Source organism: Kitasatospora sp. NPDC033851, assembly GCF_055576085.1.
On sequence record NZ_JBVIRL010000010.1, the window covers coordinates 170,682 to 196,752 of the forward strand.

The window sequence follows — 26,071 nt, forward strand, 5'->3', positions numbered from 1 at the left end:
ATGACCAGCACCCCGATGGCCGACCTCTGGCCGACCCTGCCCGGCGCCGATACCCGCCCCGAAGCGGCGTACCGGCTGCTCCAGGCGGCCGTCGAGTCGTTCGCGGAGCGCGGCTTCCACGCCACCACCACCCGGGACATCGCCACCGCCGCCGGGATGAGCCCGGCCGCGCTGTACATCCACTACCAGTCGAAGGCCGCGCTGCTGGCCGAGATCAGCCAGGCCGGGCACGCCGCCACGCTGGCCCTGGTCCGGGACGCGGTGGTCGGCGAGGGCGGCCCGGCGGTGCGGATGCGGCGACTGGTCGAGCAGTTCACCGCCTGGCACGCCCGGGCCCGGACGGTCGGCCGCGTGGTCAACTACGAGCTGCACGCGCTGCCCGAGGACGCCTACGCGGTGGTCGCCGCACTGCGGCTGGACATCGAGCGCGAGGTCAGCGCACTGATCGAGGCGGGCGCGGCGGCCGGCGAGTTCCAGGTCTCGGAGGTGCGGACGGCGGCCCGCGCGGTCACCTCGCTGGGCATCGACGTCTCCCGCTGGTACACCGACCGCTCGACCGAGACGCCCGAGGAACTCGGCCGCCGCTACGGTGAGTTGGTGCTGCGGATGCTCGGCGCCCGGATCTGACCCGAGCCCCGTCCGCCGACTGCCCGACCCCGCCCCGCCCCGCCCCGCCCCGCCCCGCCCTTGACCTGGCCGGGCGCGGCGCGCAGACTCGTATACGAAGTACGTGTGCCTCGTAGGCGTACAGCGCTGGGAGCGGCACGCAGCGTCACACCGCGAGCCCTCCCCGACGCACTCCCACCGCAGCCCGACACTGCGGATCGAAGCAACCCATCTCCCACGGCGACCGCGCCCCCGACCGGCGGCGCCGAGGGGAGCGACCCCCGACCCGGGCCGGCCCGGCCGGCCCGTGCCGCCGCCACGGTGCGGCGGCACGGGAACGGCGCGCACTGCGTCGCGGCGCGGCCCGGGCGGTTGGAGAAGGGGAGGCGCAGTGATGCCCTTCCGACAATCGAATCCGGTCCGGCCCCGCTTCTGGCTGGAGACGGCCCTCGGCGGGCTGTCCGGACTGTTGTTCCTGCTCACCCTGGTGTGGCCGCAGTGGATCGAGACGCTCCTCGGCATCGACCCGGACGCCGGCAGCGGCGCGGCGGAGTGGCTCGTGGTCGCGCTCGCGGCCGCCGTCACCGCCGCCTGCCTGCTCGGCGCGCGGATCGAGTGGCGCCGGGCGCACCCTTCCTCGGTCCGCGCCGCGCGATGAGGGGGGAGGGAGATCGTCATGACTGACGCAACATCGACTGCCGAGCACGACCAGCTGACCGCACTCGTCCGGCAGGCCCCGCTCAGTTTCCGCGGCACCGTGACCAGGGTCGGCGGTACGTCCCTGGCGGCCGTTCCGGTCGAGGACCGCAACGAACGGACGGCGGTGGTGAAGGTGGACGAGGTGCTGCACGCGCCCGACGCCTTCCGGCAGCTCGCGGGCAGCGAGGTCACCGTCCAACTGGCGCCCGACGCCGATCTGCTCAAGGTCGGTGACACGGCCGCGTTCTTCACCCAGGGCCTGGTCTACGGCGAAGGCCTGGGTGTCACCGAGATCGGCCGGCTGCCCGCAGCGGCCGTCCAGTCCCACATCGCGCTCGCCGCGACCACCGCCGACGAGATGCCGTTCTCGTCGGTGCAGCGCAGGATCCGGAACGAGGACATCGTCGCGCACGCCGCCGTGGCCGACGCCGTGGTGGTCGCCAGGGTGGTCGGGCTGGAGGACCTCGGAAAGGAGGCCTACTCCGAGCACGCGCCGCACTGGTGGCGTGCCGCCCTCGACGTCTCGATCGTCCATCGCGGCGAGCTCTCCCCCGGGCGGACCACCGTCCTCTACCCGAGCAGTGTGGACGTCCGCTGGCGCGATGTGCCCAAGCCGGAAGCCGGGCAGGAGGCCCTGTGGCTCCTGCACGCGACGGAGAAGGGCAGCGAACTGGCCGCGGAGGCGCCGTTCCGGCTGCTCGACCGCGACGACCGCCAGCCGGCGCAGAAGCTCGCCGTACTGCGGGAAGGAAGGTGAGCCGACATGCCCACCATCAAGGTCGTCAACATCACCCCCAAGGCGCTGAGCGGCGACCGGCTCCTGGACAGTGAACCCAGCCTCGCGGTCAACCCGGAGAACCCGAACGAGATGGTCGCGACCGCCTTCACCCCCGACCCGATGGGCGGTCCGCTCGCCCCGGTCTACGTCTCGGCCGACGGTGGGAACACCTGGGTGCTGAACAGCGTCGTCCCGGGCAACGGGGACCTCGGCACCGGGGACATCAGCGTCGGCTTCGGCTCGCAGGGCGGCAAGCTCTACACGGGCATCCTCAACGGCGTGACCGGCGACATGCAGATCCTGCGCGCGCCGAGAATCACCGCGGCCACCCCGATGTCCGTGCTCGTCGACCGGACCGACGAGGACCAGCCCTGGGTGGTCGCCACCACCGTCGCGGTGAACAACCACAGCACCGACCGGGTGTACGTCGGCAACAACGACGCCTCCCAGCCGGCCGGGTCCGCCACGGTGGACGTGTCCAGCGACGCGGGTACCGGGCCGCGCCCGGCCGGGTTCGCGCCGGTCCGGCTCGACCGGCGCCCCGGTACGCTCTTCGACGGGCCGCCGGTCCGGATCGCCACGCACCCGGACGGCACGGTGTACATCGCGTTCCAGAGCGTGACCGGCACCAGCCCGGGGGACATCTTCACCTTCGACGTCGTGGTGACCCGCGACGACAAGGGTGGCATCGGACCGAACCCGTTCGAGGACCTGCTGGACTCGGTCGACGGCGAGATGGGCCAGCGGGTGGTCACCGGCCGGAAGGTCCGGTTCAACTCGCAACTGCGGACGCTGGGCCAGGAGCGCACCGGCGCGGACCTGTCCATCGCGGTCGATCCCACGGACTCCAACAGCGTGTGGGTCGCCTTCTGCGACAACGTCGGCGGAAACGCCCCCACCGACTACGTCCTGCACGTCCGCCACTCGGCGGACCGGGGACAGACCTGGACCGCGCCGCGCAAGGACATCATCAACGGCAAGAACCCGTCGTTGGCGGTGAACTCCGACGGCCTGGTCGGGCTGGTCCACCAGGAACTGGCCCACAACCAGTGGTCGACGGTGCTGGAGTTGACCGACGACGGCTTCAAGACCGTGGACAGCCACGTGCTGCACCAGGCTCCCGGCGACGTCCCGTCAGCGGGCGCTCAGCTGCCGTACCTCGGTGACTACATCCGGATGGTCACGGTCGGAAAGGACTTCTACGGAATCTTCGCCGGCAACAACACGCCGGACCTCGCCAACTTCCCGGTCGGCGTGACGTACCTGCGCAACGCCAACTTCACCACCCACCAACTGCTCAACCTCGACGGCGTGTCCCGCGTCCCGCCGTCCATCGACCCGTTCTTCTTCCACCGGGCCGCCTGAGCACGCACACCCAAGGCGCCCGCCACGGTCGGTCGTGGCGGGCGCCCTGCTGTCGGGCACTGTGGCTTGGGGTCGTTGGGGGTCGTCCGGCTCGGGGTCGTTCAGGTCGCGGCCAGGCAGAACTGCAGCAGCCCGGCGTCCACGTCGAGGACGATCTTTTCCATCTCCGCCCACGGCGGGTGGAACTCGGTGCCCCACTCGACGGTGAAGCCGAGCACCTTGCCCCGGTCGGGTTCGACGAAGTGGCGGGAGTAGACGTAGTCGTCACTGGTGCCGCTGGTCGGGTACAGGTGGAAGCCGGTGATCGCCTTGTACGTCAGGCCGCGCACGCCCTGGACGCCATGGCAGAACCCGTCGGCGAGCAGCACGGCGCTGTCGAGGTCGGTCTTGGGGATGTACTCCGCGTACGCGTCGTCGTCGGGCAGTCCGCGCTTGTGGTCGTACTGGGAGTTGCGGAAGTTCATGTCGGGGTCGATCGACTGGTTGTCGTCGTCGCCCCAGTTGTAGAGCATGTCCTGCGAGTAGCTGTGCACGTCGACGAACCACCTGGTCCGCGGGAACTGCTCGAGCAGCCAGCGGACGTTGCGGGTCTCCGGCTCGGAGAACGCGGTCGGGCCGGCGTAGACCATCGGGTCGCAGGGGTCGGCCGACACCTGGGGGTTGGCGTTCGGGTCGAAGGCGGTGGCGAAGTCGAAGAGGAAGTCGTAGTTGCGGTTGATGTCGACGCCGATGCAGGCCGGGCGCGGGTTGATGCCGGCGTTGGCCGGGTTGCGGTTCTTGCGCCACATCGACTTGACGGTCTGGCTGTAGTGCCGGCCGTCGGGGTTGACCAGCGGGAAGAGCACCAGGTCGAGGCGCCGGAGCAGGGCCTGCACCTGGTCGGCGGTGAAGGCGGTGTCGCCGTAGCCGAGGCCGGTGCCGTCCCGCTGGGCCTCCAGCAGGTCGGCGGCGAGGTGGATGAGGATCTCGCAGCTGCCCCATTCGCGGGCGTGGACACCGCCGATCATCATCAGGCACGGCTTGGGGAAGGGGGCGGGGCCGCCGATCTTCAGGGCGTGGGCGGTGCGGTTCTCGTAGGTTTGGTCGGGCAGGGTGATGAGCTGGGTGAGCCCGGGGTAGGCGGTGGCCAGGCTGGTCACGGCGGATTCGACCTCGGTGACGTTCAGGTACGGCATGGCGGGCCTCCCGGGTCAGCCGGCGAGCTTGGCGGCCAGGCCGCGCGGGACGGCGTCGGCGGGGGCGAACCGGTCGCCGCTGCCGACCTCGGCCTGGGCGGCGCGCCCGGCCTCGCTGGCGTTGCCGGTCCGGGTGACCGTGATGCCCTCGCGTTCGAGGGCCGGGACCTGGTCGGCCGTGGCGTAGACGTCGATGCCGACGCGGCCGTCCGCCTCGACGTGCGGGCGTCCACCGGTGTCGGGTCGGGTGTCGCGGAGCAGCGCGCGCAGGGTCTCCGGGTCCCTGGCGGTGACGCGCAGGCGCAGGATGTCATCGTGGAGTGGTTCGTTCGGAACGGCGGACATGGGGGACTTCTTCCGGGCGCCGTCGAAGCGTGGCCGGAGCGGTCTCTGGCGGCCCGCCCGACGGCGCCGATATGAGCGGATATGTCCGACGTGTACCTCGTATCCTCAGGATGCGTCGCCGCCGTAGAACGCGTCAAGGGGTGGCTGCGGCATCCCGTCCAGCAGGCTGTCCAGGCCGCTGAGCATCTCGCCCTCGTCGTCGAAGTCGGCGAAGCGGGGCACCAGGGCGCGCAGCCGCGGGTACTCGGCGGCGGGCAGCCGGTGCAGGCCGAGCCGCAGGGCAGGGTCCGGCTCCTCCGGGTTGTCGACCACCTGGCGCTTGTCCACCAGCAGGCAGCCGAGGTTCCAGGCCACGAAGGCGCGGTAGACGGTCAGCGCGGTCGCGTCGTCGAAGCCGGCCCGCCCGAGCACGGCGAGGATGTGCTCGGTGAGTTCGAGCACCGGCGCGGGCCGCCGCGCCATCGGGACGGCCAGCGGGCGGGTCGCGACCAGCGGCAGGATCTCGGGGTGGGCGTGCGCCGCGGCGGCGAAGGACCGGGCGATCCGGCGCAGTTCCAGCCGCCACACGGCCAGGCGCTGCTCGGGCCGACGCCGCTCGGGCCGGTGCCGCTCGGGCTCGCGCGGGCCGCTCGCGGCGCTGGTCCGCAGCCGGGCGTTGACCTCGGTGAAGTAGGCCTCGATCAGGCCGTCGAGCAGGGCCTCCTTGCCCGGCGTGTAGCGGTACAGGGCCATCGACTCGACGCCCAGTTCGGTGGCCAGCCGGCGCATGGTCAGCGCGGCCAGGCCCTCGCGGTCGACCAGGGCCACGGCGGCGTCGAGCACCAGCGGGCGGCTCAGCCGCCCCCGCTTCTCGGTGTCGTTCCGCTCAACCATGTCCGCGCTCCTCGGGGTCGGTGCCAACGTCGTCGGCCGTGCCCGGGCCGGTCGGGCGGACCGGCGGGGGCTCTGCGGCGGATCTCTCTCGGCGGATCTCTCCGCGGCGGATGTCAATCAGCGGATGTCGCTCAGCGGATCCCTCTGCAGCGGATGTCACTCAGCGGATACAGAACCAGGATACAAGGTATGAATCGGGCGTAACGGGTGCTGCTCCGCCGCTCCGCCGCTCCGGCGATTCCGCTGGTCAGCCGACCAGCAGCCGGACCGCGAGCCAGGCCACCAGGGCGGAGGAGCCGAGTGCGGTGAGTAGTCGGCCGCGCGGACCGGTCAGCGCACGGCCCAGCAGTGCGCCGCCCGAGGCGAGCAGCAGCTGCCAGCTCGCCGAGGCGGCGAACGCGGCGGCCACGAACACCGCCCGGGCGAGGGTGCCGGAGGTCGCGTCGTCCCGGCCCCCGCCGCCGAGGACCAGGGCGGCGAAGTAGAGCACGGTCAGCGGGTTCAGCAGGGTGATCCCGAGCAGGGTGAGGAAGGCCCGGGCGGGGGCGGGCGGCGCCGGCTCGGGCGTCGCGGCTGCCCCGGTACGGTGACGGAGCGCGGTGTGGGTCGTCCGGGCGGCCAGGGCCAGCAGGACCAGGGCGGAGCCGATCCGCAGCGGCCGGGCGACCGGTTCCAGCAGCGGTGCGAGACCGCCGCCCCCGGCCGCCGCGAGGAGCGCGTACAGCCCGTCCGCAGCGGCCACGCCGAGGGCGGCGCAGGCGCCGGTGCGCAGCGAGGTCCGTGCGGTGAGCGCGACCAGGTAGGCCCCGACAGCCCCCACCGGGACGGCGACGCCGTACCCGGCGAGCAGGCCCGCGACCAGCGCGGCCCTCACGCGCGTGCGGCGTCGGGCCTCCGGGGGCGGCCGGGCTGCTGTCGGACCACGGCCGGGCGGGCGGCGGCGGTCACGGACAGCGGGCGGGCGGCGGAGTCGGTCATGCGCCGATCGTGGTGGCCGGGGCCCGGGGGCGGCAAGTGGTTTTCGGGGGTGCCGGGTAGCGTGGGGCCGTCCCCGGCCCCTGTTTCGCAGCCACTGCCCCGAGGAGAACCGATGATCAGTCAGAACGACCCGGTGCGCGCGATGTTGGCGGAGGCCTGGGCCTCCTGGGCGGAGCGCGGCGCGGCCCTGAGCGCCGAGGACTGGGACCGGCCGACCCGGCTGCCCGAGTGGACCGTCCGGGAGCTGTACACACACACGGCGCCGGTGCCGGAGATGTTCACCGGGCTGCGCACGGCCGTCCTCGACGGGCCGGCCGAGATCACCACCGGCGCCGGGATCCTGCGCGCCTACAACCGGCCCGGTGGCCTCGCGCACACCGCCGCCGGGCAGATCGCCGACGCGGCGAAGCAGGCGGCCGGGCAGACCGAACCCGCGCTGCTGCTCGCCCGGTTCGGGGTCGAGGGCCCGGCCGCCCTGGCCGCGCTCGACGACCTGCCGCCGAGCGCGACGGTGGCGCACCCGCTGCTCGGCAGCGTGACGGTCGGCGCGCTCGGCGAGGTGGCGTTGATGGAGGCGACCGTTCACCTGCTCGACCTGATCGCGGCCGTCGGCGGCCCGCCGCCCGCCGACGCGGCCCTGCGCGCGACCCGTGCCCTGCTGGCGGAGGTCGCCGACCCGGTGGCCTTCATCGAGGCGGCGACCGGGCGCAGCGTGCAGCCGGTGCTGCCGGTCATCCGCTGAGGCGGCCCTTCCGGCGGGGGCGGTAAGCCCTGGTCAGCAGTATGATCAGCGGCCGGAACCGGCCCGATCGGGGGAGAGTCAATGGACCAGGTCTTCAACTTGTGGTGGGTGCTGCCCGCCGTCCTGTACGGCAGCGGATGGATCGTCAAGGACGCCCGGAAGGCACTGAAGGTGCGGCACGAGCGCAAGATGGAGCTGCTCGCCGCCACCGAGCGGCAGCACGCGGCCCTTGAGGCGGGGAACCGGCCGCCGGAGCCGGTCTGCGGCTGCACCCACCACCTGGCCAAGCACGACAAGCAGGGCCGCTGCCACGAGGTCGTCGAGGCCCCGACCGCCTGGGACGCGGATCGCCGCCCGCTGCAGTACGAGGCGCGGCCCTGCAACTGCCAGCAGTACATCGGTCCGGAGCCGCTCGGCACGGTCTTCGCCCCGGAGCTGGTCGACCCGCGCTGAGCCGGTGCTGAGTCCGTGCTGAGCCGGTGCTGGGCTGGTGCCGAGCCCGCGGCGGTCCCGCTCGGGGTCCCGCTCGGGGTTCGGCACCGGTCTCGCTCCGGGCCTGGTCGGGGCCCGTTCCCGTCTCACCTGGTGTCATGAGCCTTTCAACGGCACGCGTTTGCTGTCACGCTGCTCCTCCCGGCCCGCTCCCCCATGAGAGGTTCCGATGAGAAGACTCCTGCATGCCCTGACCGGCGCCGCCCTGTTCGCGGCGGCCGGCCTCACGGCGCTCGCCACCCCCAATGTGGCGAGCGCCGCCGACTGCACACCCGCCCAGGTGGTGGCCAACGGCGGTTTCGAGTCCGGCAGTTCGCCCTGGACGGCACCGAGCGGCGCGATCACCGCCGACAGCGGCCAGAGCGCGCACTCCGGCGGCTCCTACGCCTGGCTCGACGGCTACGGCTCCACCCACACCGACACGCTCTCGCAGTCCGTCACCCTCCCCGCCGGGTGCGGCACCGCGACGCTCGGGTTCTGGCTGCACATCGACACCGCCGAGACGACCACCAGCACCGCCTACGACAAACTGTCCGTCAAGCTGGGCTCCACCACCCTGGCCACCTACTCCAACCTGGACGCCCAGAGCGGGTACGTGCACAAGACCGTCGACGTCTCCGCCCTCGCGGGCCAGACCGGGACGCTCTCCTTCACCGGGGTCGAGGACTCCAGCCTGCAGACCAGCTTCGTGCTGGACGATGTCACCCTGGACGCCTCCGGCGGTACCACCCCACCCCAGCCCGGCGACCCGACCCGCACCCCGGCCGCGCCCGGCTACACCGTCAGCCTCACCAGTGACGCCTCCGGCGGCAGTTGGACCGGGCACGAGAGCGTGAGCTTCACCAACGCCTCGCCCACCCCGCTGACCGAGGTGTACCTGCGGCTCTGGGACAACGCCCACGGCAGCTGCCCCAGCACCCCGATCACGGTGACCAACGTGACCGGCGGCACGCCCTCCCCGCTCACGGTGAACTGCACGGCGCTCAAGATCACCCTGCCGGCGCCGCTCGCGCAGGGCCAGAGCGGCACCGTCGGCTTCGACCTCGGCATCACCGTGCCGAGCGGCGCGGACCGCTTCGGCCACGACGGCGCGTACAACTTCCTCGGCAACGCCCTGCCCGTGCTGGCGATCCGGGACGCGGCCGGCTGGCACCTCGACCCGTACACCAACAACGGTGAGTCCTTCTACTCGGTGGCCTCCGACTTCACAGTCACCCTGGACCACCCGACGAGCCTGCTGGTGCCCGCGACCGGCACCTCGGTGGACACCCCCGGCGCGGCCGGCCGGACCGTCACCAAGGCGACCGCGAGCAAGGTGCGCGACTTCGCCTGGGGCGCCGGGCCGTTCACCAGGATCTCCGGCACCTCGGCGGCCGGGATCAAGGTCAACGTCTACTCGGTGGCGGGGATCAGCAGCGCGGACGCCAAGTCGATGCTCTCCACCGCGACCTCGGCCGTCGACGCCCACGCCCAGCGCTTCGGCGCCTACCCGTACGGCGAACTGGACGCGGTGATCGACAACAGCTTCTGGTTCGGCGGCATGGAGTACCCGGGCTTCGTCCTCGACCTGGTCAGCACCACGGCGCTCACCCACGAGATCGGCCACCAGTGGTGGTACGGCATCGTCGGCGACGACGAGTACAACGGGCCCTGGCTGGACGAGGCCTTCACCGACTACGCCACCGACCTCGCCCTCGGAAAGACCGGCAACGGCTGCTGGAACAGCGTCTCCTGGGCCTCGTCGGCGGAGAAGATCACCAACTCGATGGCCTACTGGGACGCCAACTCCTCCCGCTACGCCACGGTCGTCTACGACTACGGCAAGTGCGCCCTGCACGACCTGCGCCGGACGATCGGCGACAGCGCGATGACCACGCTGCTGCGCAACTACGCGCAGTCGCACTGGTACGGCGTGTCCACCACCGCGGAGTTCAAGGCCGCGGCGCAGGCCGCCACCACCGTGGACCTGACCTCCTTCTGGAGCCAGCACCGCATCGACGGCTGAGCGGCAGCGCCCATCCGCCGATCGCCCGCACCGCCCCCGGTCCCGGCCGGGGGCGGTGCGCTCGACGCCACGCGGGTTGACGCCGCGCGGGACCGGCGGGACGCTGTACGTGTACGACATAAACGTGTGCCGTATACGGACAGTCGAAAGCGCACGACCCACCGTCGCGAGCTCCCGGCGCTGACCCCGACCGCTGGAGCGATCATGTCGAGCACCCACTACGTGGCGCTGCCGGACAGCTCCCGCGTTCCGCTCGGCGGAGCGCGGGTCATCGGACCGGCCGACCCACGAACCCCCCTCACCGTCACCGTCTACCTGCGACGCGACCCCGGCGCGCCCCCGCGCCCGGACGTGTACGAGCTGGCGCTCCAACCGCCGACCCGTCGCACGGTGCCCACCGACGACGAGTACGCCGCCACCCACCGGTGGAGCGACACCGACCGCAAGACGCTCGAGGCGTTCGCCGCCGAGCACCGCCTCGCCCTCTCCGACGAGGACCCGCTGGCCCGCAGCGTCGACCTGACCGGCACCACCGAGGACATCGCCGACGCCTTCCGGGTCACCCTCGCCCGCTACCGCTTCCAGGACGCCCAGGGCAAGCCCCGGGTCTACCGCGGCCGGGAGGGCCAGGTCTACGTGCCCGCCCAGCTGCAGGGCATCGTCACCGGAGTGTTCGGCCTGGACGACCGGCCGATCGGCTCCCGCCTGCTGATCCGCCGGACCGCCGAGGCGACCCCGGTGGCCCACGCCGCCCCGGTGGTCCGGCCGGGCGCCTTCCTCCCGCCGGCTCTGCAGGCCCCGTACGCCTACCCCGAGGGCACCGACGGGACCGGGCAGTGCATCGCCGTACTCGCCTTCAACGGGGACACCGCGCCGGGCGTCCCCTCCGGGGGCTACTCGCTCGACGCCCTGCGGAACTACTTCGTCGACGTCCTGCACCAGCCGATGCCGGACATCACCGACGTGGTGATCCCGAACGTCGGAAGCCCCGGCAACGATCCGGGCCAGGACGCCGACTTCGACACGCCGGACACCACCGGCGAGATCATGCTCGACCTCGCGGTGGTGGGCGCTCTCGCCCCCAAGGCGAAGATCGTCGTGTACTTCACGAAGTTCACCGAGCGCGGCTGGGTCGACGTGATCACCCGGATCGTCAACGACACCGACAACCGGCCCACGGTGATCTCCTGCAGCTACGGCAACCCCGAGCTGGTCGCCGCAAGCCTGTTCACCGCCGGCGCGGTCGACCGGATCGACCGGGCCTTCGCGAGCGCGGCGGAGAGGAACATCAGCATCTGCTGCGCCTCGGGCGACGACGGCTCCCGCGACCAGGCCGACGACGAGCGCGCCCACGCCGACTACCCCTCCTCCGACCCGCACGTCCTCGCCGTCGGCGGCACCCGGCTGGTGGTGCGCCAGGGGCAGGTCGCCAGCGAGACCGTCTGGGACGACGGTCCGGGCCGACGTACGGGCGGCGGCGTCAGCGCGATCTTCCCGGTGCCGCCGTACCAGGACCACGTCAACGTGCCGCCCTCGGTCAACCCGCTGCACCGGCGGGGACGCGGGGTCCCGGACGTGGCCGCCCTCGCCGACCCGGAGACCGGTGTGGTCGTCCCGAGCGTGGACGGTGTGAACTTCCACCAGACCGGCGGCACCAGCGCCGCCGCCCCGATGTGGTCCGCCCTGCTCGCCCGGGTCAACCAGGCCCTGCCCGGTTCCGCGCAGGTCGGCTTCCTCAACCCGCTGCTGTACGCGAAGTTCGCGACGAAGGTCCTGCGGGACGTCACCCGGGGCAGCAACGGCGCGTACGCCTCCGGGCCCGGCTGGGACCCGTGCACCGGCCTCGGCAGCCCCGGCGGCCGGCAGCTCCTGGACGGCCTCAAGGCCCTGTGACCTCCTCGGTCCGGTGACCTCCTCGGTCCGGTGGCCGCTTGGGCCCGGTGGCTCTTCGGCTCGACTCCGGCCGGTGCGGGGCGCGCTGCGGCGCCCCGCACCGGCACGGGTGCCTCAGCCCAGGGCGAGGGCCCGGAGGCGGTCGGCCGCGCCGTTGAAGTAGTTCTGGTCACCGGGGAAGGTGCCGGAGTCCGCGAACTGCCAGAAGGTCTGGTAGCCCCAGCCGTTCGGCAGGGTGCCGACGGTGGAGGCGTAGCGGGCTACCCAGAGCGGGTTGGTGGCGCCGAAGCCGCCGTAGTTGCCGGTGCACTGGGTCCACCAGTTGGTGGTGGTGTAGATGGTGGGGTAGCGGCCGGTGCGGGAGTGCACGGTGTTGCTGAAGTCGCGGATCCAGCTGACCATGGCGCTCTGGCCGAGGCCGTAGCAGGTGGCGCCGTAGGGGTTGTACTCGATGTCCAGGGCGGGCGGCAGGGTCCTGCCGTCGGCGGACCAGCCGCCGCCGTGGTTCACGAAGTAGGCGGCCTGGGTGGCGCCGGAGGAGGAGTTCGGCAGCGCGAAGTGGTAGGCGCCGCGGATCAGGCCGGCGTTGTAGGAGCCGTTGTACTGCTGGGCGAAATACGGGTTGGTGTAGCCGGTGCCCTCGGTGGCCTTGACGTAGGCGAACTTGGCGCCGTTGGCGGCGACCGAGGACCAGTTGACGTTGCCCTGGTAGCTGGCGACGTCCAGCCCGGGGGTCTGCGTGACGGCGAGGGAGGCGAGCGGCGCGGTGGCGCCGCGGCCCTCGTGGGCGGCGACGGTGGAGCCGGCGAAGTCGCGGTCCGGGTGGAAGGCGGGGTGGCCCTCGACGACGGGGGCGACCGGGGCGGGCTCGGCCGCGTACGCCGGGGCGGCCACGCCCGCGACCAGGGCGGTGGCGGCGGCGAGCGCGGCCACCGCGGGCAGCCGGCGGCGGGGGGTGGTGCCGGTGGTGCCGGTGGTGCCGGTGGTGCCGGTGGTGCGGGCAGTGTGGGCGGTGCCAGTGGTGCGGGCGGAGCGGGAAGAGCGAGGCATGAGCACTCCTCTGATCCGGTGCGGGATGGCCCAAATGGCCCGGTGCGGCCGGGTGTTGGCGCGGCCGTACCGCAGAGTAGCCATGTCCCCGCCAGTGCCGCCAGGCATCTTGGAACACATTTCTGAACCGGCGTCACAGGTGCCGGATCGCCATCCCCGGCAACGCACGTTGCCGGTTCTGCCGATCCCGGGCCCGGGGGCGGCCCGCACGCTGTGACACGATGCCCGCGGGCCGGCCGGCACGGGCGGCACCCCAGTACGGAGGAAGGGACCAGCCATGACCGAGACCGCCACCGACACCGCCCGGCCCGTCGGGGAGCCCGCTTTCAGGGCCGCCACGCCCGCCGACGTCCCGGCCCTCGTGGAGCTGGTCGAATCCGCCTACCGGGGCGACTCCAGCCGGGCCGGGTGGACCACCGAGGCCGATCTGCTGGCCGGGCGGCGGACCAACCCCGAGGCCGTCGCCGAGGCCGTCGGCCACCCCGAGGGGCTGGTGCTGCTGGCCGAGCGTGACGGCGAGCTGCTCGCCTGCTGCCAGCTGGAGCGGCGCGGCGACCGGGCGTACTTCGGGATGTTCTCGGTGCGCCCCGGCCAGCAGGGCGGCGGGGTCGGCCGGGCCGTGCTGGCCGAGGCCGAGCGGCTGGCCGGCGAGGAGTGGGGCGTCGGCGCGATGGAGATGACGGTGATCGAGCAGCGCGCCGAGCTGATCGCCTGGTACGAGCGGCGCGGCTTCCGCCGGACCGGGGAGTTCAGCCCGTTCCCGTACGGCGACGAGCGCTTCGGCATCCCGCTGCGGCCGGACCTGCGGTTCGAGCACCTGGTCAAGGAGCTGAAGACTGCCTGACGCGGGGCCGCGCTCGCGGCCTGGTCAACGGGCCGTCCTCGGGGTTCGGTTCAGGCGCGTCGACCGGATTCCGCAGGTGATGCGGCGTCAAGTCACTGAGCAGGGGCGATGCGGAGATGTCATACCTCGTTCATGATTGGTCTAGGCCAATGTGAGAGGCTGAGGTCGAACGGCCACGTTCCGTCCGATGCCCAGGGGGGCCATTTCCGCATGCCCGTACTCCATGGCACCGCCATGCCCGCACCCGACGCCGGTCCGCGCCGGACACCCGCGGACCCCGACCCGCGCCTGCCCGACCCGCCCGACGACGAGGAGCTCTACTGGTACTTCGGCCCGCAGCGCCGCTGGGTGCTGCTCTGCGCCACCCTCTCCTACGCGGGAGCCACCGCCACGCTCGGCCTGTTCGCCCTCAGCAAGCCGCTGCTCTGGCCGTTCCTGCTGCTCACCGTGCTCAACGCGGTCACCTGGCTGCTCTCGCTCACCGACGGCCAGCGAGCCCGCCGCTTCACCCGCGACTCGCACGACCTGCTGCTGCGCGCCTGGCAGCCCGCCCGCCACCCGAGCGTGGACCTGCTGCTGCCCACCGCCGGCGAACCGTCGGCCGTCCTCGACAACGCCTACCGGCACACCGCCGCCGTCCGGTGGCCCGGCGAGCTGACCGTCCTGGTCCTCGACGACGCGGACCGCCCCGAGGTGCGCGAACTCGCCGAGTCCTACGGCTTCCAGTACCGCGCCCGCCCCGACCGCGGCCGCTTCAAGAAGGCCGGCAACCTCAACCACGGCCTGGCCGAGGGCACCGGCGAGATCATCGCCGTCCTGGACGCCGACTTCTGCCCCCGCCCCGACTTCCTGCACCACCTGGTGCCCTACCTCGACAACCCCGGGGTCGGCATCGTGCAGAGCCCGCAGTGCTTCGACACGGACGCGAACATGTCCTGGCTCGAACGCGCCGCGGGAGCCACCCAGGAGATCTTCTACCGCTGGATCCAGCCCTCCCGGGACGCGCAGGACGGCACCGTCTGCTGCGGCACCAACGCCCTCTACCGCCGCGCCGCCCTGCAGCGGATCGGCGGCTTCGCCGAGATCGACCACAGCGAGGACCTCTACACCGGCCTCGCCCTCGCCCGCGCCGGCTGGGCCACCCGCTACGTGCCCGCGCTGGTCGCCAAGGGCATGTCGCCCACCGGCCTGCCCGCCTTCATCAGCCAGCAGTACCGCTGGTGCCTCGGCTCCCTGGCCCTCGTCCGCGACCCGGACTTCCGCCGCGGACCGCTCTCCCGCTCCGCCCGGCTCTGCTTCTGGAACGGCATCCTCGGCTACCTCACCAGCGCGGTGAACGTCTTCGCCGTGCCGCTGCCCGCCCTGATCATGCTGTTCTTCCGGCCCGAGGAGATCGAACCCTGGCAGGTGCTCCCCTTCCTGCCGCCGATCTGGGTCGCCCTCGTGCTGCTGCCCGCGATGTCCCGCACCCGCTGGCGCTTCGAGGTCACCCGGGTCCAACTCCTCGGCGGGCTCTGCCACGTGGTCGCCATCGCCCACGCGCTGCGCCGCCGCTCCGCCGACTGGGTGCCCACCGGCGCCGTGTCGGGCGGCAGTTCACTCGCCCGCGCGGTCGCCCGGATCGGGGTCGGCTGGCTCGGGTTCGTCGTCCTTGCCGGCGCCGCCGGACTGGTCCGGGCCGCGCTGCTGCACGGCTGGCGGCCGTACTGGGCGCTCACCGCCCTGCTCGCGCTCACCGCGTACACCATGATCCCGCTGATCCGGTCCCTGTGGCCGCTCCTGAACGGTGCGAAGGTGGCGGGCGGAGCGAACGGTGGCAAGGGTGCCACCGTCGGCGAGGTCGTCGCCCCCGCACGCAGCCGCTCCGAGCTCGGGTTCGGACGCGCCGAGGCCGTCGCCGTCACCGCCGTGCTGCTGCTCTGTGGGCTGCTGGCGTCGGGCTGGGTCGATCCGCTGATCTTCTGATCTTCTGAGACTCCGTCAATTCACTGCTCCACCCCCTGAGTTTCCTTGCGCGTCGCCCCACCGGCGCGGACTCCGCCCGGCCGCCCCAACGGCCCGGCGGCCCCGACCACCGCTGCCAGCCCTGCAAGGAGCGCCGCCGTGTCCACGGCCGTCCCACCGTCCGCCTCGTCATCATCCGCCGTCGCCTCCTCCGACCTGCTGCCCGACCTCGTCCGGGTGGACCGGGAGGTCGCCGTCCCGAAGGGCGCCACCGTCGCCGAGAGCGGGCAATCCCGCCGGCGCACCGCCTTCCGCCCCGACATCGAGGGGCTGCGCGGCATCGCCGTGCTCTCCGTCCTCGGCTTCCACGCCGCCGTCCCCGGCCTGACCGGCGGCTACGTCGGCGTCGACATCTTCTTCGTCATCTCCGGCTTCCTCATCACCGGCCTGCTGACCAGCCGCCCGCTCGGCCTGTGGGACTTCGCCGCCCGCCGCGCCCGGCGCATCCTGCCCGCCGCCGCCACCGTCCTGGTCGCCACCGCCGCCGCCGGCGGCGCCCTGCTCGACCCGCTGCGCGGCACCGACCTCGCCCGCGACCTGATCGCCGCCGCCGGCCAGTTCGCCAACTGGAGCTTCGTCGGCCGGCAGACCGACTACCTGGCCGCCGAACGCGACCCCAGCCCGCTGCAGCACTTCTGGTCCCTCGGTGTGGAGAACCAGTTCTACCTGCTCTGGGGCGTCCTGCTGCTCGGCCTCGCCCGCTACCTGCACGGGCGGCGCCGCACCGTCGCCATCACCCTCGCCACCGTCGCCGTCGGCGGCACCTCGCTGGTGCTGTGCCTGCGCTGGACACAGACCTCGGCGCCGCTCGCCTACTTCTCCACCGGCAGCCGGCTCTGGGAGTTCGCGGCGGGCGCCTGCGCGGCCCTCGCCGGCGGGGCGCTCGCCTCCCGCACCGCGCGGCGCCCGGTGCGGTGGTCGCTCCGACTGCTCGGCTGGGCCGGCCTGGCGGCCGTCGTCGCGCCGGTCCTCCTGTACGACCGCAGTACGCCGTTCCCCGGCTCCGCCGCACTCCTGCCCGTCCTCGGTACCGCCGCCGTCCTGCTCGCCGGACACGGCTCGCCCCGCGCCGTCGACGCCGGACGGCTGCTCGCCACCCGCCCGCTGCGCGCCGCCGGACGCCTCTCCTACGCCTGGTACCTCTGGCACTGGCCGGTGCTGACCATCGCCCAGGCCCGGTACGGCGCGCTGCCCTGGACCACCCTGGCCGCGCTCACCGCCGCCAGTGCGCTCCCCGCCTGGCTCACCCTGCACCTGGTCGAACAGCCACTGCGCTACGGCAGCAGCCCGGCACCCCGACGCGGACTCGCGGTCGGCGCGAGCGCCCTCGTCATCCCCCTGATCGCCGCGCTCACCCTCGGCGGCGGCACCGTCCGCGCCCTCGGAGCCGCCACCACCGGGCCCACCGCCGCCCCCGCCGGAGCCGCCGACGGGCCCGGCCTGCTCGCCCCCGGCACCCGGGTCCTCACCCTGACCCCCTCGCTGGCCCGCGCCCGGGAGGACTTCCCACCCGGCAAGGGCTGCGAGATCCCGCTCAACGCCGACACCAGCCCGCGCTGCCTCTTCGGCGCCGACAACAGCCCCGACCGGATCGTGCTGCTCGGCGACTCACACGCCGGCCAGTGGATCTCCGCCGCCCTCGCCCTGGCCGATCAGCGGCACTGGGCGCTGGAAGTCCTCGTCAAACCCGGCTGCCCACTGGCCACCCTCACCGTGCGCAACAACGTGCTCGGTCGCACCTTCGACGAATGCGACCGCTGGCGCGAGAACACCCTCACCCGGCTCACCTCCGGACCCAAGCCGCGCCTCGTCCTGATGGCCGGCCTCAACCGCTACGGCAACCAGGAGGAACGCACCGAAGGCTGGACCCGTACCCTCGACCGCCTCACCGCGCTCGGCGCCCCGCTCGCCTACCTCGGCGACACCCCGATGCCCGGCAAGGACATCCCGACCTGCCTCGCCGCCTCCGACGGGCGCTCGGACGCCTGCTCGTTCCCGCGCGACACCGCCTTCGAACCCGACCCGCTGCTCGACGGCGGGCTCGCCGCCCGGTACGGCGTCCGGGCCCTCGACCTCGGCCCACTGCTCTGCCCCGGCACCGGGACCTCCTGCCCGGCGGTCCTGGAGGGCGTGGTGCTGTACCGGGACACCGGGCACATCACCGACACGCTGGCGCGGGTACTGGCGCCGCGGCTGGACAAGGGGCTGCTGGGGGTTTCAGGTGTATCGGGGGTGCCTGGTGCGGCAGCGGTACCCGGTGTTCCGGCCGCTCAGCCGTAGACCCCTCGGCAGAGGCGGGCCTGCTCCGAGCCGGCCGGCCAGCGGCCGACGCGTTCGGCCTGGTCACAGATGGTGCCCGGTCCGACGCCCGGCACCGACGCGCCCGACCCCGGAACCGTCGGGGCGGGCGCGCCCGACGTACCCCGGGCCGGGGCGGTGGCGTGCGGGCTGCGGCCGGTCTTCGGGTGCGGGCTCGCCGACCCGTGCTGGGCGTCCGCCGCCCCCGGATCGGCCGCCGTCGCCGTCGCCGTCGCCGTCGCCGTCGCCGTCGCCGCCGTCGCCGTGCCCGTTGTGCCCATCATGCCCGTCGCACCGCCCCCCGGGACCGGGGCCGGCAGCGGAGAAGGCGCGGGCGTGGCAGGCGGCGGGGACACCGGCGGCAGGTGCGAGCCCGGGGCCGTGGCGGAGGGCGAGGCCGACGGCAACGCCACCATCCGCACGTCGTCGCCCGATCCCGGCCCGCACATCACCAGGACCGAGGCCAGCACCGCACCCGTCCCGACCGCCGCGGCCGCCCACGCCTTGCGCGAGCGGCGCCTCGGCGGGGCGGGAGCGGGCACCGGCGGCGGGGGAAGCGTGGGGACGGGAGGGGGCTGCCACGCGTTCTGCGGCCACTGCCACTGCCCTCCGGTGGGCTGCCCAGTCATGTGTTCGTCCTTCCAGCGGCCCCCCGTCGGCCCCCGTCGTACCTTCCCGTGCTCAACGAGCGCGCCGACGCCGGGACATGACCCGGAAGAGGGGTCTGAACGGGCGTTGATTGCCACCGCGCCACATGCTTGGGGTCATGGAGACCAACAGCACGACCGCACCCCTGGTCGAGGTGGCCGAGTTCCGGACCGACAGCCGCTACCGCCTCGTCCACTTCGAGGGCCACGGCTGGGAACCGCTCGCGCCGGAGGAGTTCGAACCGCGCATCCACCAGCTCTTCCCGGACCTCGACGCGCGTGACCCCCAACGCGTCCACTGGGCCGACCGTCCCTGGGAATGGCCCGCCTGGCACCCCGGCGAGGCCTGAACCGTCCCCACCCGGTCGTCGGGACTTCGTTAGGCTGAGCGGGTGAGTGTGGATCACTTCTGGCGCCGCCTGCCCGGCCAGGCCGTGGACACCTGTTCCCCGGAAGAACTCGGCGACCTCGTACCCCAGGACCGCGACGTCCGGTACGACCGGCTGGCCGCCGCCGGACTCGCCCTCGGCGAACTCGTCCGCCAACAGGGCACCGTGCTCGCCCGCACGGCCGCGCACCTCGGCTACCCGACCCCCTGGTCCGAATCCGTGGCCGCCAGGGTCGTCCACGACCTGCGCGAACTGCGCGACTTCTTCGCCGGCGCGGCCGCCGCCGGAGACGCGGTGCTTGTCCGGAAGGCGCCGTGATCGTCCGGGAGGCGCAGTGAACGACGACCTGGCCGGTACGGCGGGGTACGGGGAAGCGGCCGAGCAACTCGCCGTCCAGACGCAGATCGCGAACAACATGGTCCACACGGAGACCCCGGCTTCGGACCCGAAGCGGGCCGAAGGGGCGGACCAGGTCGCCCTGCCGGACCTGCGGCGCTGTGCGGCAGCCCTCGGTGTACCGCCGGAGAAGGTCGATGCCGTGGTCGACTGGCTCGGTCGGATCGTGGCCGAGGACGGCCCCCCCTGAGCCTGCCCCCCTCTCGCACGGGTACCTCACCAGGATGGTGACGGGCCGCGAGGTGAAGATGCGGGGATTCGGCACCCTGGACCTGGCCGAGGGCGAGATCCGACCGATCGTCCTTCAGGCGTACGGTCCCCGTTTCGACTGACGGACCTACGACCGGCCGGGACCTGCGGTGGCGGCCTGCGCGGGAAGTCGGCCTGTCCGACTTCCCGTGCCGCTTTACCGTGCGCCGAAGTCCTCCTCGACGAGGCGGGTCGCCCAGGTGGTCAGGGCGGGGGCGAGGGGTGGGTGGGCGAGGCCCGCTGCGGTGGTGAGGCGGTCGGCGGAGGTGGTGTCGTACCGGTCCTCGGAGAGGAAGGTGAGGGTTTCCGGGTCGGCGCCGGTGAGGGTGCGGGGGAGGCGGCGGACGAGGGGGACGGGGATCAGGGCGCGGGGTGGGCGGACGCCGAGGTGGGTGGCGAGCAGGGTGATCAGGTCGGGGAGGAAGGGGGTTGTGGCGTCGAGGACGGTGTGGGCCTGGACGGGGACGCGGTCGTGGTCGGGGACGGCGACCAGGAAGCGCGCCAGGTGGTCCACGGTGACGACGGGCAGGAAGGTGCGTCGGGTGCCGGGCAGCAGGGGGAGGCGGCCGCGGTGGAGTTGGCGGACCAGCTGGGCCAGGCCGAGGTACTGGCCGGCTTCGCCGGTCCGGGAGTGGCCGATGACGCTGCTCGGGTTGACGGTGGTGAGCGGTACGCCGAGGTGGGGCGCGGTGACGCGGACGGCGGCGTCGCCGAGCTGCTTGGAGGCCTCGTACGCGCCGAGGCGGGTGTAGAGCGCGGCGGTGGCGCGCTCCGGGAGCGGGTACCGGGGGTCGGGGTCGCGGCCGACGCGGTAGCCGGAGAGGTGGACCAGGCGGCGCAGCCGGGGGCGGGTGGCGGACCACCGCAGCGCGTGCAGGGCGCCGTGGACGTTGGCGGGTTCGGCCTGGGCGCGGGTGAGGCCGAAGTCGTAGCGGGCGGCGAGGTTGTGGACGTCGCGGATGTCGGCGAGCCGGGCGTCGTCCTCGGGGGAGAGGCCGAGCCCGGGGCGGGTGAGGTCGGCGGTGACGGTGGTGAGCGCCGAGTCGTCGGCCCGGTGTGCGCGCAGCCAGCGGCGGAGGGCGGCGGCGCGGCCGGTGTCGCGGACGGTGGCGGCCACGGGTTCGCCGCGGGCGAGGAGTTCGAGGACCAGCCAGCGGCCGAGGAAGCCGGTGGCGCCGAGGACGAGTGTGCGGGGCGGCGGGACGGACGTCATAGGGCGCTCCAGGGTTCAGGTATTCAGTAGACCGGTCTGCATATTTTTTGGACGTGCGGGGACGCGCGAGGATGCGACGGCGTGCGGAGGCGCCGCACGAACGGCGGCGCGCCCTCGCCTACGTGTCGCGGTTGCCGAGCAGCTGCCGGACGGCGTGCCGGGCGTGGTCCAGCGGTTCGCGGCTGCGCCGGACGGAGGCGAGCAGGACCGCTCCCTCCAGGAGGGCGAGCGTCTGGCCGGCGGCGGTCTCGGCCTCGGTCGGGCCGTAGCCTTCGGCCTCCAGTCGGCCGGTCAGGACCTGCTGCCACCGCGCGTACACCTCGGCGCAGACGGTCCGCAGCGGCTCGTTGGTGCCCGCCGTCTCCAGGGCGACGGTCGCGATCGGGCAGCCGCTGGTGTAGTCGGACTGTGCGAGGCGTTCGGCGAAGGCCTCGACGAGCCGTTCGGCGAGGACGGCGGTGTCGGCGCCCTCGGCGGCGAGTGCGGTGAGCAGCGCCTCGACCTCCTGGCCGGCCTCGGTGAGCGCGGCCGCCACCAACTGGTCCTTGCCGCCGGGGAAGTGGAAGTAGAGGGAGCCGCGCGGCGCGCCGGTGGCGGCCACGATCCGGTTGAGGCCGGTGCCGAAGTAGCCCTGTGCCTCGATCAGGTCCCTGGTGCCGGCGATCAGCCGGGCCCGGGTCTCCTCGCCCTTGACTCCCATGCGGCGATAGTAGACCGGTCTGCATATTCTGTCGACGGCGGGTTGACGAGACCTCAGGGGCGCTGTCAGCAGCGCAGTGCGGGCGGGAAGCCGGTCCAGCGCAGCTCCTCGGGCAGGTGGCCCTGGTCGTTCAGCAGCAGGACGGCGGACGGGCGGCCGGGGGTGAACCGCAGTACGGTCAGCGCCGCGTTGGCGGCGTTGAGGCCGAGCCAGCGCCAGGCCGGGGCGTCCAGGGCGTGCCGGACCAGCCAGCCGACCAGGAAGGCGTGGGTGACGACCAGCTCGTGCCGCTCCTCGCCGCCCGCCGCCGGCCCGGTGAACCGCTCGACCGCCCGTGGCGCCAGCGCCGCACCGCGCTCGCACTCCTCAGGGGTGGCGTGCGAGAGGAACTCCAGCAGGAAATCGGCGCTGTCCTCGGGCAGTTCCGCCCGCTCCGGAACGTACGGGACGAAGTCGCCGGCCTCCTCGCACACCACCGGCGTCACGCCGTCCAGCTGCTCCGCGACCAGCCGCGCGGTCTGCGCGGCCCGGGGCAGCGGGCCGTGGTGCACCGCCGAGATCGGCCGGCCCGCCAGCCGCCGGCCCAGCATGACGGCCTGCCGGCGCCCGGCATCGGTGAGCCCGCTCTCGTCGGGCGTGGCCTCGCCGTGACGGGCCAGGTAGAGGTAGCGGGTGGCGGTGGCGTCGGTCATGCTCCGGGACTCCTCAACAGGGATCGACGTCCGGTCGACAGGGCTGAGCGTCAAGTCGACAACGTCGGGTCGTCCCGGAGCGACGCGAACCGGGCCCCGCCCGGTTCCGGCTCAGCCGGTGTGGGCGTCCGTGTGGGCGTCCGTGTGGGCCTCGTCCAGCAGGGCGAGATCCTCCGCCGACAGTCGCAGCGCCCCGGCGGCGATGTTGTCCTCCAGGTGCGCCTCGTCGCCGGTGCCCGGGATGGCCAGGACGTGCGGGCCGCGGTGCAGCGTCCAGGCCAGGCGCACCTGCGCCGTGCTCACCCCGCGCGCCTCGGCCACCGCCCGTACGTGGGCGGGCTCGGCCGCCCCCGCGCCGCCCTCCCGGCCCGCGCCGGCGATGGCGTAGAAGGGGACGAAGGCGATGCCCTGCTCGCCGCAGAGCCGCAGCAGTTCGTCCTGCGCGGGCGAGGCGCCGATGCCGTACGGGTTCTGCACGCAGGACACGGGCGCGATGGTCTGCGCCTCGGCGAGCTGGTGCGGGTGGACGTTGGACAGGCCGAGGTGGCGGATCAGCCCGGCCTGGCGCAACTCGGCCAGCGCGCCGAAGCGTTCGGCGACGGAGTCGGTGCCGAGGATCCGCAGGTTGACCAGGTCGAGGTGGTCGCGGCCGAGTTCGCGCAGGTTCTGTTCGACCTGGGCGCGCAGCCGCTCGGGGGTGCGGGCGTGCTCCGCCCACTGGCCGTCGAGGCCGCGGGCCGGGCCGACCTTGCTGGCGATCACCAGGTCGTCGCCGTACGGCGCGAGCGCCCGGTTGATCAGCTCGTTGGCGGAGCGCAGCGAGGAGAAGTAGAAGGCGGCGGTGTCGATGTGGTTGACGCCGAGTTCGACCGCGCGGCGCAGCACCCGCAGGGCCTGCTCGCGGTCGCGCGGCACGGCGTGCGGCACCAGTGCGGGGCCGGTCTGCGGCAGGCGCATCGTGCCGAAGCCGATGCGGTGGACGGCGCGGTCGCCGAGGGTCCAGGTGCCGGAGGCGGCGGCGGACACGGGGGTGTTCAGGGCGGTGCTCAGGGCGGTGTTCACGGTGGTGTTCACGGTGGTCTCCGAGGTCATGCCTGTCATGATCGCCAATGCACTAGCCTGACCGCCAAAGATTCGAACATGTCTGAATCCACGGGGGTGGGCGCTTGGCGGCCGAGCTGCTGTTCACGGCGGGCGACCTGGCACGGATGCGCTTCGCGGTCTCCCCGATGTGGGAGGTCGGCCCGAGCCTGCGGCTGCTGCGCTCGGGGCTCGCCCACCCGGTCCACCGGCCCTGGGTGGAGCAGGTGCGCCCCCGGCTGGCGGCGCTCGGCCCGGCGTACGCGCTGCTCGCCGAACTCGTCCCGCCCGCCGGGTACGTGCCGGACTTCATCAACCCGGCCCCCGCCGGGCCCGCCCCCACCCTGGCGGAGGAACTGGCCGCGATCCGGGCCACCCCGGCCGAGCGGCTGCGCCGCGACCTCGACCGGCTGCGGGACGGCCGGGGCCGGCTCGGCCCCCGGCTGCGCGCCCTGTACGGCGACCCGGCGGGCGGGCTGGGCCGGCTCACCGAGGCGGTCGAGGCGTACTGGGAGCTCGCGCTCGCCCCGTACTGGGCGCGGATCCGGGCCGTCCTGGACGCCGACGTGCTGCACCGGGCCCGGCAGGCCGCCGAGCACGGCGCGGCCCGGGTCCTGAACGACCTGCACACCGAACTCCGCTGGACGGAGGACACCCTGCGGCTGCGCCACCGCTCCCGCCCACTGTCGGGCCGGACGGCCGGGGCCGGGCTGCTGCTGGTCCCGTCCGCGTTCACCGGCCCGGCGCTCTACACCCGGCTCGCCCCGCCGGACCCGCTGCAACTCGCCTACCCGGCGCGCGGGATCGGCGCCCTGTGGGCGTCCGCCCCGGCGGCCGGCACCGAGGCGCTGGCCGCCGTCCTGGGCCGCTCCCGCACCCGGCTGCTGACGGAGCTGGCGGCCCCGGCGTCCACGACCGAACTCGCCCGGCGCACCGGGCTGTCGCCGTCGGCCGTGTCCCAGTACCTGACGGCCCTGCGGGACGCCCGCCTGGTCAGCGCCCACCGGGCCGGACGGTCGGTGCTGTACGCGCGGACGGCCTCGGCGGAGGCGCTGCTCGCGCCACTGGCGCAGGGGTGATCATCCGTTCCTCCGCCTACCGTAATGTCACCCCGGATTCCGGTGTCGTCGGGCCGGATCCGCCGGACGCCCGTAGCGTGCGGGAGCATGACACCCATTCGGCACCCCCGGCACCGCCACCGCCGTCGGACCGTCCTCGTCACCACGCTGCTCGGGGCCGCCTGCGGCGCCGTCGCGCTCACCGGGGCACCTGCCCCGCAGTCCGCACCGCGGTCGGCCGCCCCGGCGTCCGACGCCCGGCTGCGCCCGGCCGGTGCGCCGCCGACCGTGTACGCCCACCGCGGCGCCTCCTCCGCCGCGCCCGAGAACACCCTGGTGTCCGACGAGGTCGCCCGCCGGGCCGGCGCCGAGTGGATCGAGGACGACGTCCAGCCCAGCAAGGACGGCGTCCCGTACGTGCTGCACGACGACACCGTGGACCGCACCACCGACGGCACCGGCCGCGTCCGCGACCTGACCGCCGCCCAGCTCGACACGCTGGACGCCGGCTCCTGGTTCGCCCCGGCGTACGCGGGCACCCGCCTGCCGACCCTCGCCGCCCAGCTGGAGGACCTGCACACCCGGGGCGGCCGGCTGCTGCTGGAGATCAAGGGGCCGCACACCCGCGACGAAGTCGCCCGGATCGTGCAGGAGGTGCGCGACCACGGCATGACCGACCGCGTCCTCGTCCAGAGCTTCGAGGTGGACGCCCTCCGCTACACCCGCGAGCTGGCCCCCGAACTGCCGCTCGGCCTGCTCCGCGCCACCCTGGACGCCGACCCGGTCGCCACCGCGCACGACCTCCGCCTGGCCGCCTACAACCCCTCGGACGACGCGCTCTCCGCCCGCCCCGGCGTGGTCACGGACCTGCACGCCGCCGGGGTCGCCGTCAACGTCTGGACGGTCGACCGGCCCGCCCGCTGGAAGGCCCTCGCGGACGCCGGGGTGGACGGCATCATCACCAACCGCCCGGCCGAACTGGCCGGTTGGAACGCGGCCTGGTCGGCCTCGGGCGCCGCCGGTTAGGCTGCCGGGCGTGGACGGCGAGAACGCGGAGGGCAGTGCCCGCCCGGACAGCAGCGCCCGCCCGGAGGGCAGCGCCCCGGCCGACGGCGGGAGCCTGTCGGACCTGCTCCGCGACCGGCAGAATTCGGCGCCGCAACCGCAGGGCTCGCTGACCGCCTTCGACGGCCGCCTCGTCCTCGACCTGGACACCCGGATCGCCACCGTGGACGGCCGCGCGGCGCAGCTCACCCGTGCTGACACCAAGCTGCTGCGCGGCCTGATCGCGCTGGGCGAGGGCGTGCACGAGTCGCGCGTGATCATGTGGGAGGTCTACAACGCACCGTTCCACCCCCAGGAGCTGAGGTACCCGATGGCCGTCCTGAGGGCGAAGCTCGGCGAGCCGTCCTGGATCGAGCGGACCGCGGACGGCTACGCCCTGCGGCCCCCGGCGCGTCCGTAGGTCAGGTCGCGGACGGCTGCCGGTTCCGGCTGTGA

Annotated in this window: 27 protein-coding genes; 17 read left to right on the forward strand and 10 right to left on the reverse strand. The window is 73.8% G+C overall.

The annotated features are described in order from the left end of the window. The 4 genes from ACZ51D_RS20880 (at position 1) to ACZ51D_RS20895 (ending at position 3,448) form a co-directional block, all read left to right on the forward strand. Positions 1–627: a TetR/AcrR family transcriptional regulator gene (locus ACZ51D_RS20880; RefSeq protein WP_465619007.1), complete on the forward strand. Its 627-nt coding sequence runs from the start codon at positions 1–3 to the stop codon at positions 625–627. A 373-nt stretch (positions 628–1,000) separates the two neighbouring features. Continuing rightward, on the forward strand, positions 1,001–1,264 hold the full coding sequence (locus tag ACZ51D_RS20885; protein ID WP_465619009.1) for an ABC transporter permease: 264 nt from the start codon (positions 1,001–1,003) through the stop codon (positions 1,262–1,264). 18 nt (positions 1,265–1,282) lie between these two features. After that, positions 1,283–2,062 carry a hypothetical protein gene (locus ACZ51D_RS20890; RefSeq protein WP_465619011.1) on the forward strand — a complete coding sequence of 260 codons (780 nt, stop codon included), beginning with the start codon at positions 1,283–1,285 and terminating at the stop codon, positions 2,060–2,062. A gap of 6 nt (positions 2,063–2,068) precedes the next feature. Continuing rightward, positions 2,069–3,448, forward strand: coding sequence for a hypothetical protein (locus tag ACZ51D_RS20895; protein ID WP_465663223.1), 1,380 nt, complete (start codon positions 2,069–2,071; stop codon positions 3,446–3,448). Between the two features lie 101 nt (positions 3,449–3,549). Here ACZ51D_RS20895 and ACZ51D_RS20900 read toward each other — a convergent pair whose 3' ends face one another. From ACZ51D_RS20900 to ACZ51D_RS20915, 4 genes are all read right to left on the reverse strand, one after another. Then, positions 3,550–4,623, reverse strand: coding sequence for a M14 family metallopeptidase (locus tag ACZ51D_RS20900; protein ID WP_465663224.1), 1,074 nt, complete (start codon positions 4,621–4,623; stop codon positions 3,550–3,552). Positions 4,624–4,638: 15 nt separating this feature from the next. Beyond that, positions 4,639–4,968, reverse strand: coding sequence for a hypothetical protein (locus ACZ51D_RS20905; RefSeq protein ID WP_360507021.1), 330 nt, complete (start codon positions 4,966–4,968; stop codon positions 4,639–4,641). Between the two features lie 105 nt (positions 4,969–5,073). Beyond that, entirely contained in the window at positions 5,074–5,841 is a 768-nt protein-coding gene (locus ACZ51D_RS20910; RefSeq protein ID WP_465619017.1) for a TetR/AcrR family transcriptional regulator, read from the reverse strand. 247 nt (positions 5,842–6,088) lie between these two features. Further along, on the reverse strand, positions 6,089–6,715 hold the full coding sequence (locus tag ACZ51D_RS20915) for a LysE family transporter (protein ID WP_465619019.1): 627 nt from the start codon (positions 6,713–6,715) through the stop codon (positions 6,089–6,091). Positions 6,716–6,931: 216 nt separating this feature from the next. On the opposite strand from ACZ51D_RS20915, the gene ACZ51D_RS20920 reads away from it, so the two are divergent. The 4 genes from ACZ51D_RS20920 to ACZ51D_RS20935 all read left to right on the forward strand — a co-directional run bounded on the left by ACZ51D_RS20920 (position 6,932) and on the right by ACZ51D_RS20935 (position 11,951). After that, the gene (locus ACZ51D_RS20920; protein WP_465663225.1) at positions 6,932–7,561 is read left to right on the forward strand and encodes a maleylpyruvate isomerase N-terminal domain-containing protein; all 630 of its coding nucleotides are present in this window, start codon (positions 6,932–6,934) and stop codon (positions 7,559–7,561) included. Between the two features lie 81 nt (positions 7,562–7,642). Then, on the forward strand, positions 7,643–8,014 hold the full coding sequence (locus tag ACZ51D_RS20925) for a hypothetical protein (RefSeq protein ID WP_465619021.1): 372 nt from the start codon (positions 7,643–7,645) through the stop codon (positions 8,012–8,014). A gap of 208 nt (positions 8,015–8,222) precedes the next feature. Next, positions 8,223–10,058 (forward strand): M1 family metallopeptidase, encoded by a 1,836-nt coding sequence (locus ACZ51D_RS20930; RefSeq protein ID WP_465663226.1) that lies wholly within the window; start codon positions 8,223–8,225, stop codon positions 10,056–10,058. Positions 10,059–10,262: 204 nt separating this feature from the next. Continuing rightward, positions 10,263–11,951, forward strand: coding sequence for a S53 family peptidase (locus tag ACZ51D_RS20935; RefSeq protein ID WP_465663227.1), 1,689 nt, complete (start codon positions 10,263–10,265; stop codon positions 11,949–11,951). 114 nt (positions 11,952–12,065) lie between these two features. Here ACZ51D_RS20935 and ACZ51D_RS20940 read toward each other — a convergent pair whose 3' ends face one another. Continuing rightward, complete coding sequence (locus ACZ51D_RS20940) at positions 12,066–13,001, reverse strand: lysozyme (RefSeq protein WP_465663228.1); 936 nt, start codon at positions 12,999–13,001, stop codon at positions 12,066–12,068. Positions 13,002–13,278: 277 nt separating this feature from the next. Between ACZ51D_RS20940 and ACZ51D_RS20945 the strand changes: the two genes are divergently transcribed. From ACZ51D_RS20945 to ACZ51D_RS20955, 3 genes are all read left to right on the forward strand, one after another. Next, positions 13,279–13,845, forward strand: a complete 567-nt coding sequence (locus ACZ51D_RS20945; protein WP_465663229.1) for a GNAT family N-acetyltransferase — start codon at positions 13,279–13,281, stop codon at positions 13,843–13,845. A 210-nt stretch (positions 13,846–14,055) separates the two neighbouring features. After that, positions 14,056–15,810: a glycosyltransferase family 2 protein gene (locus ACZ51D_RS20950; protein ID WP_465663230.1), complete on the forward strand. Its 1,755-nt coding sequence runs from the start codon at positions 14,056–14,058 to the stop codon at positions 15,808–15,810. 138 nt (positions 15,811–15,948) lie between these two features. Beyond that, positions 15,949–18,129, forward strand: coding sequence for an acyltransferase family protein (locus ACZ51D_RS20955; protein WP_465663231.1), 2,181 nt, complete (start codon positions 15,949–15,951; stop codon positions 18,127–18,129). Here ACZ51D_RS20955 and ACZ51D_RS20960 read toward each other — a convergent pair. Then, on the reverse strand, positions 18,120–18,776 hold the full coding sequence (locus ACZ51D_RS20960; RefSeq protein WP_465663232.1) for a hypothetical protein: 657 nt from the start codon (positions 18,774–18,776) through the stop codon (positions 18,120–18,122). The genes ACZ51D_RS20955 and ACZ51D_RS20960 overlap by 10 nt on opposite strands. Positions 18,777–18,913: 137 nt before the next feature. On the opposite strand from ACZ51D_RS20960, the gene ACZ51D_RS20965 reads away from it, so the two are divergent. Genes ACZ51D_RS20965 through ACZ51D_RS20975 form a run of 3 tightly spaced genes read left to right on the forward strand, consistent with a single transcriptional unit; the run spans position 18,914 to position 19,769 of the window. Continuing rightward, positions 18,914–19,144 (forward strand): hypothetical protein, encoded by a 231-nt coding sequence (locus tag ACZ51D_RS20965; RefSeq protein ID WP_360507057.1) that lies wholly within the window; start codon positions 18,914–18,916, stop codon positions 19,142–19,144. A gap of 42 nt (positions 19,145–19,186) precedes the next feature. Further along, the gene (locus ACZ51D_RS20970) at positions 19,187–19,501 is read left to right on the forward strand and encodes a hypothetical protein (RefSeq protein WP_465663233.1); all 315 of its coding nucleotides are present in this window, start codon (positions 19,187–19,189) and stop codon (positions 19,499–19,501) included. Positions 19,502–19,517: 16 nt separating this feature from the next. Next, positions 19,518–19,769, forward strand: coding sequence for a hypothetical protein (locus ACZ51D_RS20975; protein WP_465663234.1), 252 nt, complete (start codon positions 19,518–19,520; stop codon positions 19,767–19,769). 216 nt (positions 19,770–19,985) lie between these two features. Here the strand turns inward: ACZ51D_RS20975 and ACZ51D_RS20980 are convergent, their stop codons facing one another. The 4 genes from ACZ51D_RS20980 to ACZ51D_RS20995 form a co-directional block, all read right to left on the reverse strand. Further along, complete coding sequence (locus ACZ51D_RS20980) at positions 19,986–21,041, reverse strand: SDR family oxidoreductase (protein WP_465663235.1); 1,056 nt, start codon at positions 21,039–21,041, stop codon at positions 19,986–19,988. Positions 21,042–21,159: 118 nt separating this feature from the next. Then, positions 21,160–21,741: a TetR/AcrR family transcriptional regulator gene (locus ACZ51D_RS20985; protein ID WP_465663236.1), complete on the reverse strand. Its 582-nt coding sequence runs from the start codon at positions 21,739–21,741 to the stop codon at positions 21,160–21,162. 65 nt (positions 21,742–21,806) lie between these two features. Beyond that, positions 21,807–22,433, reverse strand: coding sequence for a histidine phosphatase family protein (locus tag ACZ51D_RS20990; protein ID WP_465619042.1), 627 nt, complete (start codon positions 22,431–22,433; stop codon positions 21,807–21,809). Positions 22,434–22,544: 111 nt separating this feature from the next. Next, the gene (locus tag ACZ51D_RS20995; protein WP_465663237.1) at positions 22,545–23,525 is read right to left on the reverse strand and encodes an aldo/keto reductase; all 981 of its coding nucleotides are present in this window, start codon (positions 23,523–23,525) and stop codon (positions 22,545–22,547) included. Positions 23,526–23,599: 74 nt separating this feature from the next. Here ACZ51D_RS20995 and ACZ51D_RS21000 point away from each other — a divergent pair, with 74 nt between their 5' ends. From ACZ51D_RS21000 to ACZ51D_RS21010, 3 genes are all read left to right on the forward strand, one after another. Next, positions 23,600–24,592 (forward strand): ArsR/SmtB family transcription factor, encoded by a 993-nt coding sequence (locus ACZ51D_RS21000; RefSeq protein WP_465619046.1) that lies wholly within the window; start codon positions 23,600–23,602, stop codon positions 24,590–24,592. A gap of 87 nt (positions 24,593–24,679) precedes the next feature. Beyond that, on the forward strand, positions 24,680–25,597 hold the full coding sequence (locus ACZ51D_RS21005; protein WP_465619048.1) for a glycerophosphodiester phosphodiesterase: 918 nt from the start codon (positions 24,680–24,682) through the stop codon (positions 25,595–25,597). Positions 25,598–25,607: 10 nt separating this feature from the next. Beyond that, the gene (locus tag ACZ51D_RS21010) at positions 25,608–26,036 is read left to right on the forward strand and encodes a hypothetical protein (RefSeq protein ID WP_465663238.1); all 429 of its coding nucleotides are present in this window, start codon (positions 25,608–25,610) and stop codon (positions 26,034–26,036) included. The last annotated feature ends 35 nt before the right edge of the window (positions 26,037–26,071 follow it).

What these genes read in the sequence shown, in the direction of transcription:
- ACZ51D_RS20880 (WP_465619007.1), top strand. Translation starts at nt 1, where the DNA reads ATGACCAGCACCCCGATGGCCGACCTCTGGCCGACCCTGCCCGGCGCC.
- ACZ51D_RS20885 (WP_465619009.1), top strand. Translation starts at nt 1,001, where the DNA reads ATGCCCTTCCGACAATCGAATCCGGTCCGGCCCCGCTTCTGGCTGGAG.
- ACZ51D_RS20890 (WP_465619011.1), top strand. Translation starts at nt 1,283, where the DNA reads ATGACTGACGCAACATCGACTGCCGAGCACGACCAGCTGACCGCACTC.
- ACZ51D_RS20895 (WP_465663223.1), top strand. Translation starts at nt 2,069, where the DNA reads ATGCCCACCATCAAGGTCGTCAACATCACCCCCAAGGCGCTGAGCGGC.
- ACZ51D_RS20900 (WP_465663224.1), bottom strand. Translation starts at nt 4,623, where the DNA reads ATGCCGTACCTGAACGTCACCGAGGTCGAATCCGCCGTGACCAGCCTG.
- ACZ51D_RS20905 (WP_360507021.1), bottom strand. Translation starts at nt 4,968, where the DNA reads ATGTCCGCCGTTCCGAACGAACCACTCCACGATGACATCCTGCGCCTG.
- ACZ51D_RS20910 (WP_465619017.1), bottom strand. Translation starts at nt 5,841, where the DNA reads ATGGTTGAGCGGAACGACACCGAGAAGCGGGGGCGGCTGAGCCGCCCG.
- ACZ51D_RS20920 (WP_465663225.1), top strand. Translation starts at nt 6,932, where the DNA reads ATGATCAGTCAGAACGACCCGGTGCGCGCGATGTTGGCGGAGGCCTGG.
- ACZ51D_RS20925 (WP_465619021.1), top strand. Translation starts at nt 7,643, where the DNA reads ATGGACCAGGTCTTCAACTTGTGGTGGGTGCTGCCCGCCGTCCTGTAC.
- ACZ51D_RS20930 (WP_465663226.1), top strand. Translation starts at nt 8,223, where the DNA reads ATGAGAAGACTCCTGCATGCCCTGACCGGCGCCGCCCTGTTCGCGGCG.
- ACZ51D_RS20935 (WP_465663227.1), top strand. Translation starts at nt 10,263, where the DNA reads ATGTCGAGCACCCACTACGTGGCGCTGCCGGACAGCTCCCGCGTTCCG.
- ACZ51D_RS20940 (WP_465663228.1), bottom strand. Translation starts at nt 13,001, where the DNA reads ATGCCTCGCTCTTCCCGCTCCGCCCGCACCACTGGCACCGCCCACACT.
- ACZ51D_RS20945 (WP_465663229.1), top strand. Translation starts at nt 13,279, where the DNA reads ATGACCGAGACCGCCACCGACACCGCCCGGCCCGTCGGGGAGCCCGCT.
- ACZ51D_RS20950 (WP_465663230.1), top strand. Translation starts at nt 14,056, where the DNA reads ATGCCCGTACTCCATGGCACCGCCATGCCCGCACCCGACGCCGGTCCG.
- ACZ51D_RS20960 (WP_465663232.1), bottom strand. Translation starts at nt 18,776, where the DNA reads ATGACTGGGCAGCCCACCGGAGGGCAGTGGCAGTGGCCGCAGAACGCG.
- ACZ51D_RS20965 (WP_360507057.1), top strand. Translation starts at nt 18,914, where the DNA reads ATGGAGACCAACAGCACGACCGCACCCCTGGTCGAGGTGGCCGAGTTC.
- ACZ51D_RS20980 (WP_465663235.1), bottom strand. Translation starts at nt 21,041, where the DNA reads ATGACGTCCGTCCCGCCGCCCCGCACACTCGTCCTCGGCGCCACCGGC.
- ACZ51D_RS20985 (WP_465663236.1), bottom strand. Translation starts at nt 21,741, where the DNA reads ATGGGAGTCAAGGGCGAGGAGACCCGGGCCCGGCTGATCGCCGGCACC.
- ACZ51D_RS20990 (WP_465619042.1), bottom strand. Translation starts at nt 22,433, where the DNA reads ATGACCGACGCCACCGCCACCCGCTACCTCTACCTGGCCCGTCACGGC.
- ACZ51D_RS20995 (WP_465663237.1), bottom strand. Translation starts at nt 23,525, where the DNA reads ATGACCTCGGAGACCACCGTGAACACCACCGTGAACACCGCCCTGAGC.
- ACZ51D_RS21005 (WP_465619048.1), top strand. Translation starts at nt 24,680, where the DNA reads ATGACACCCATTCGGCACCCCCGGCACCGCCACCGCCGTCGGACCGTC.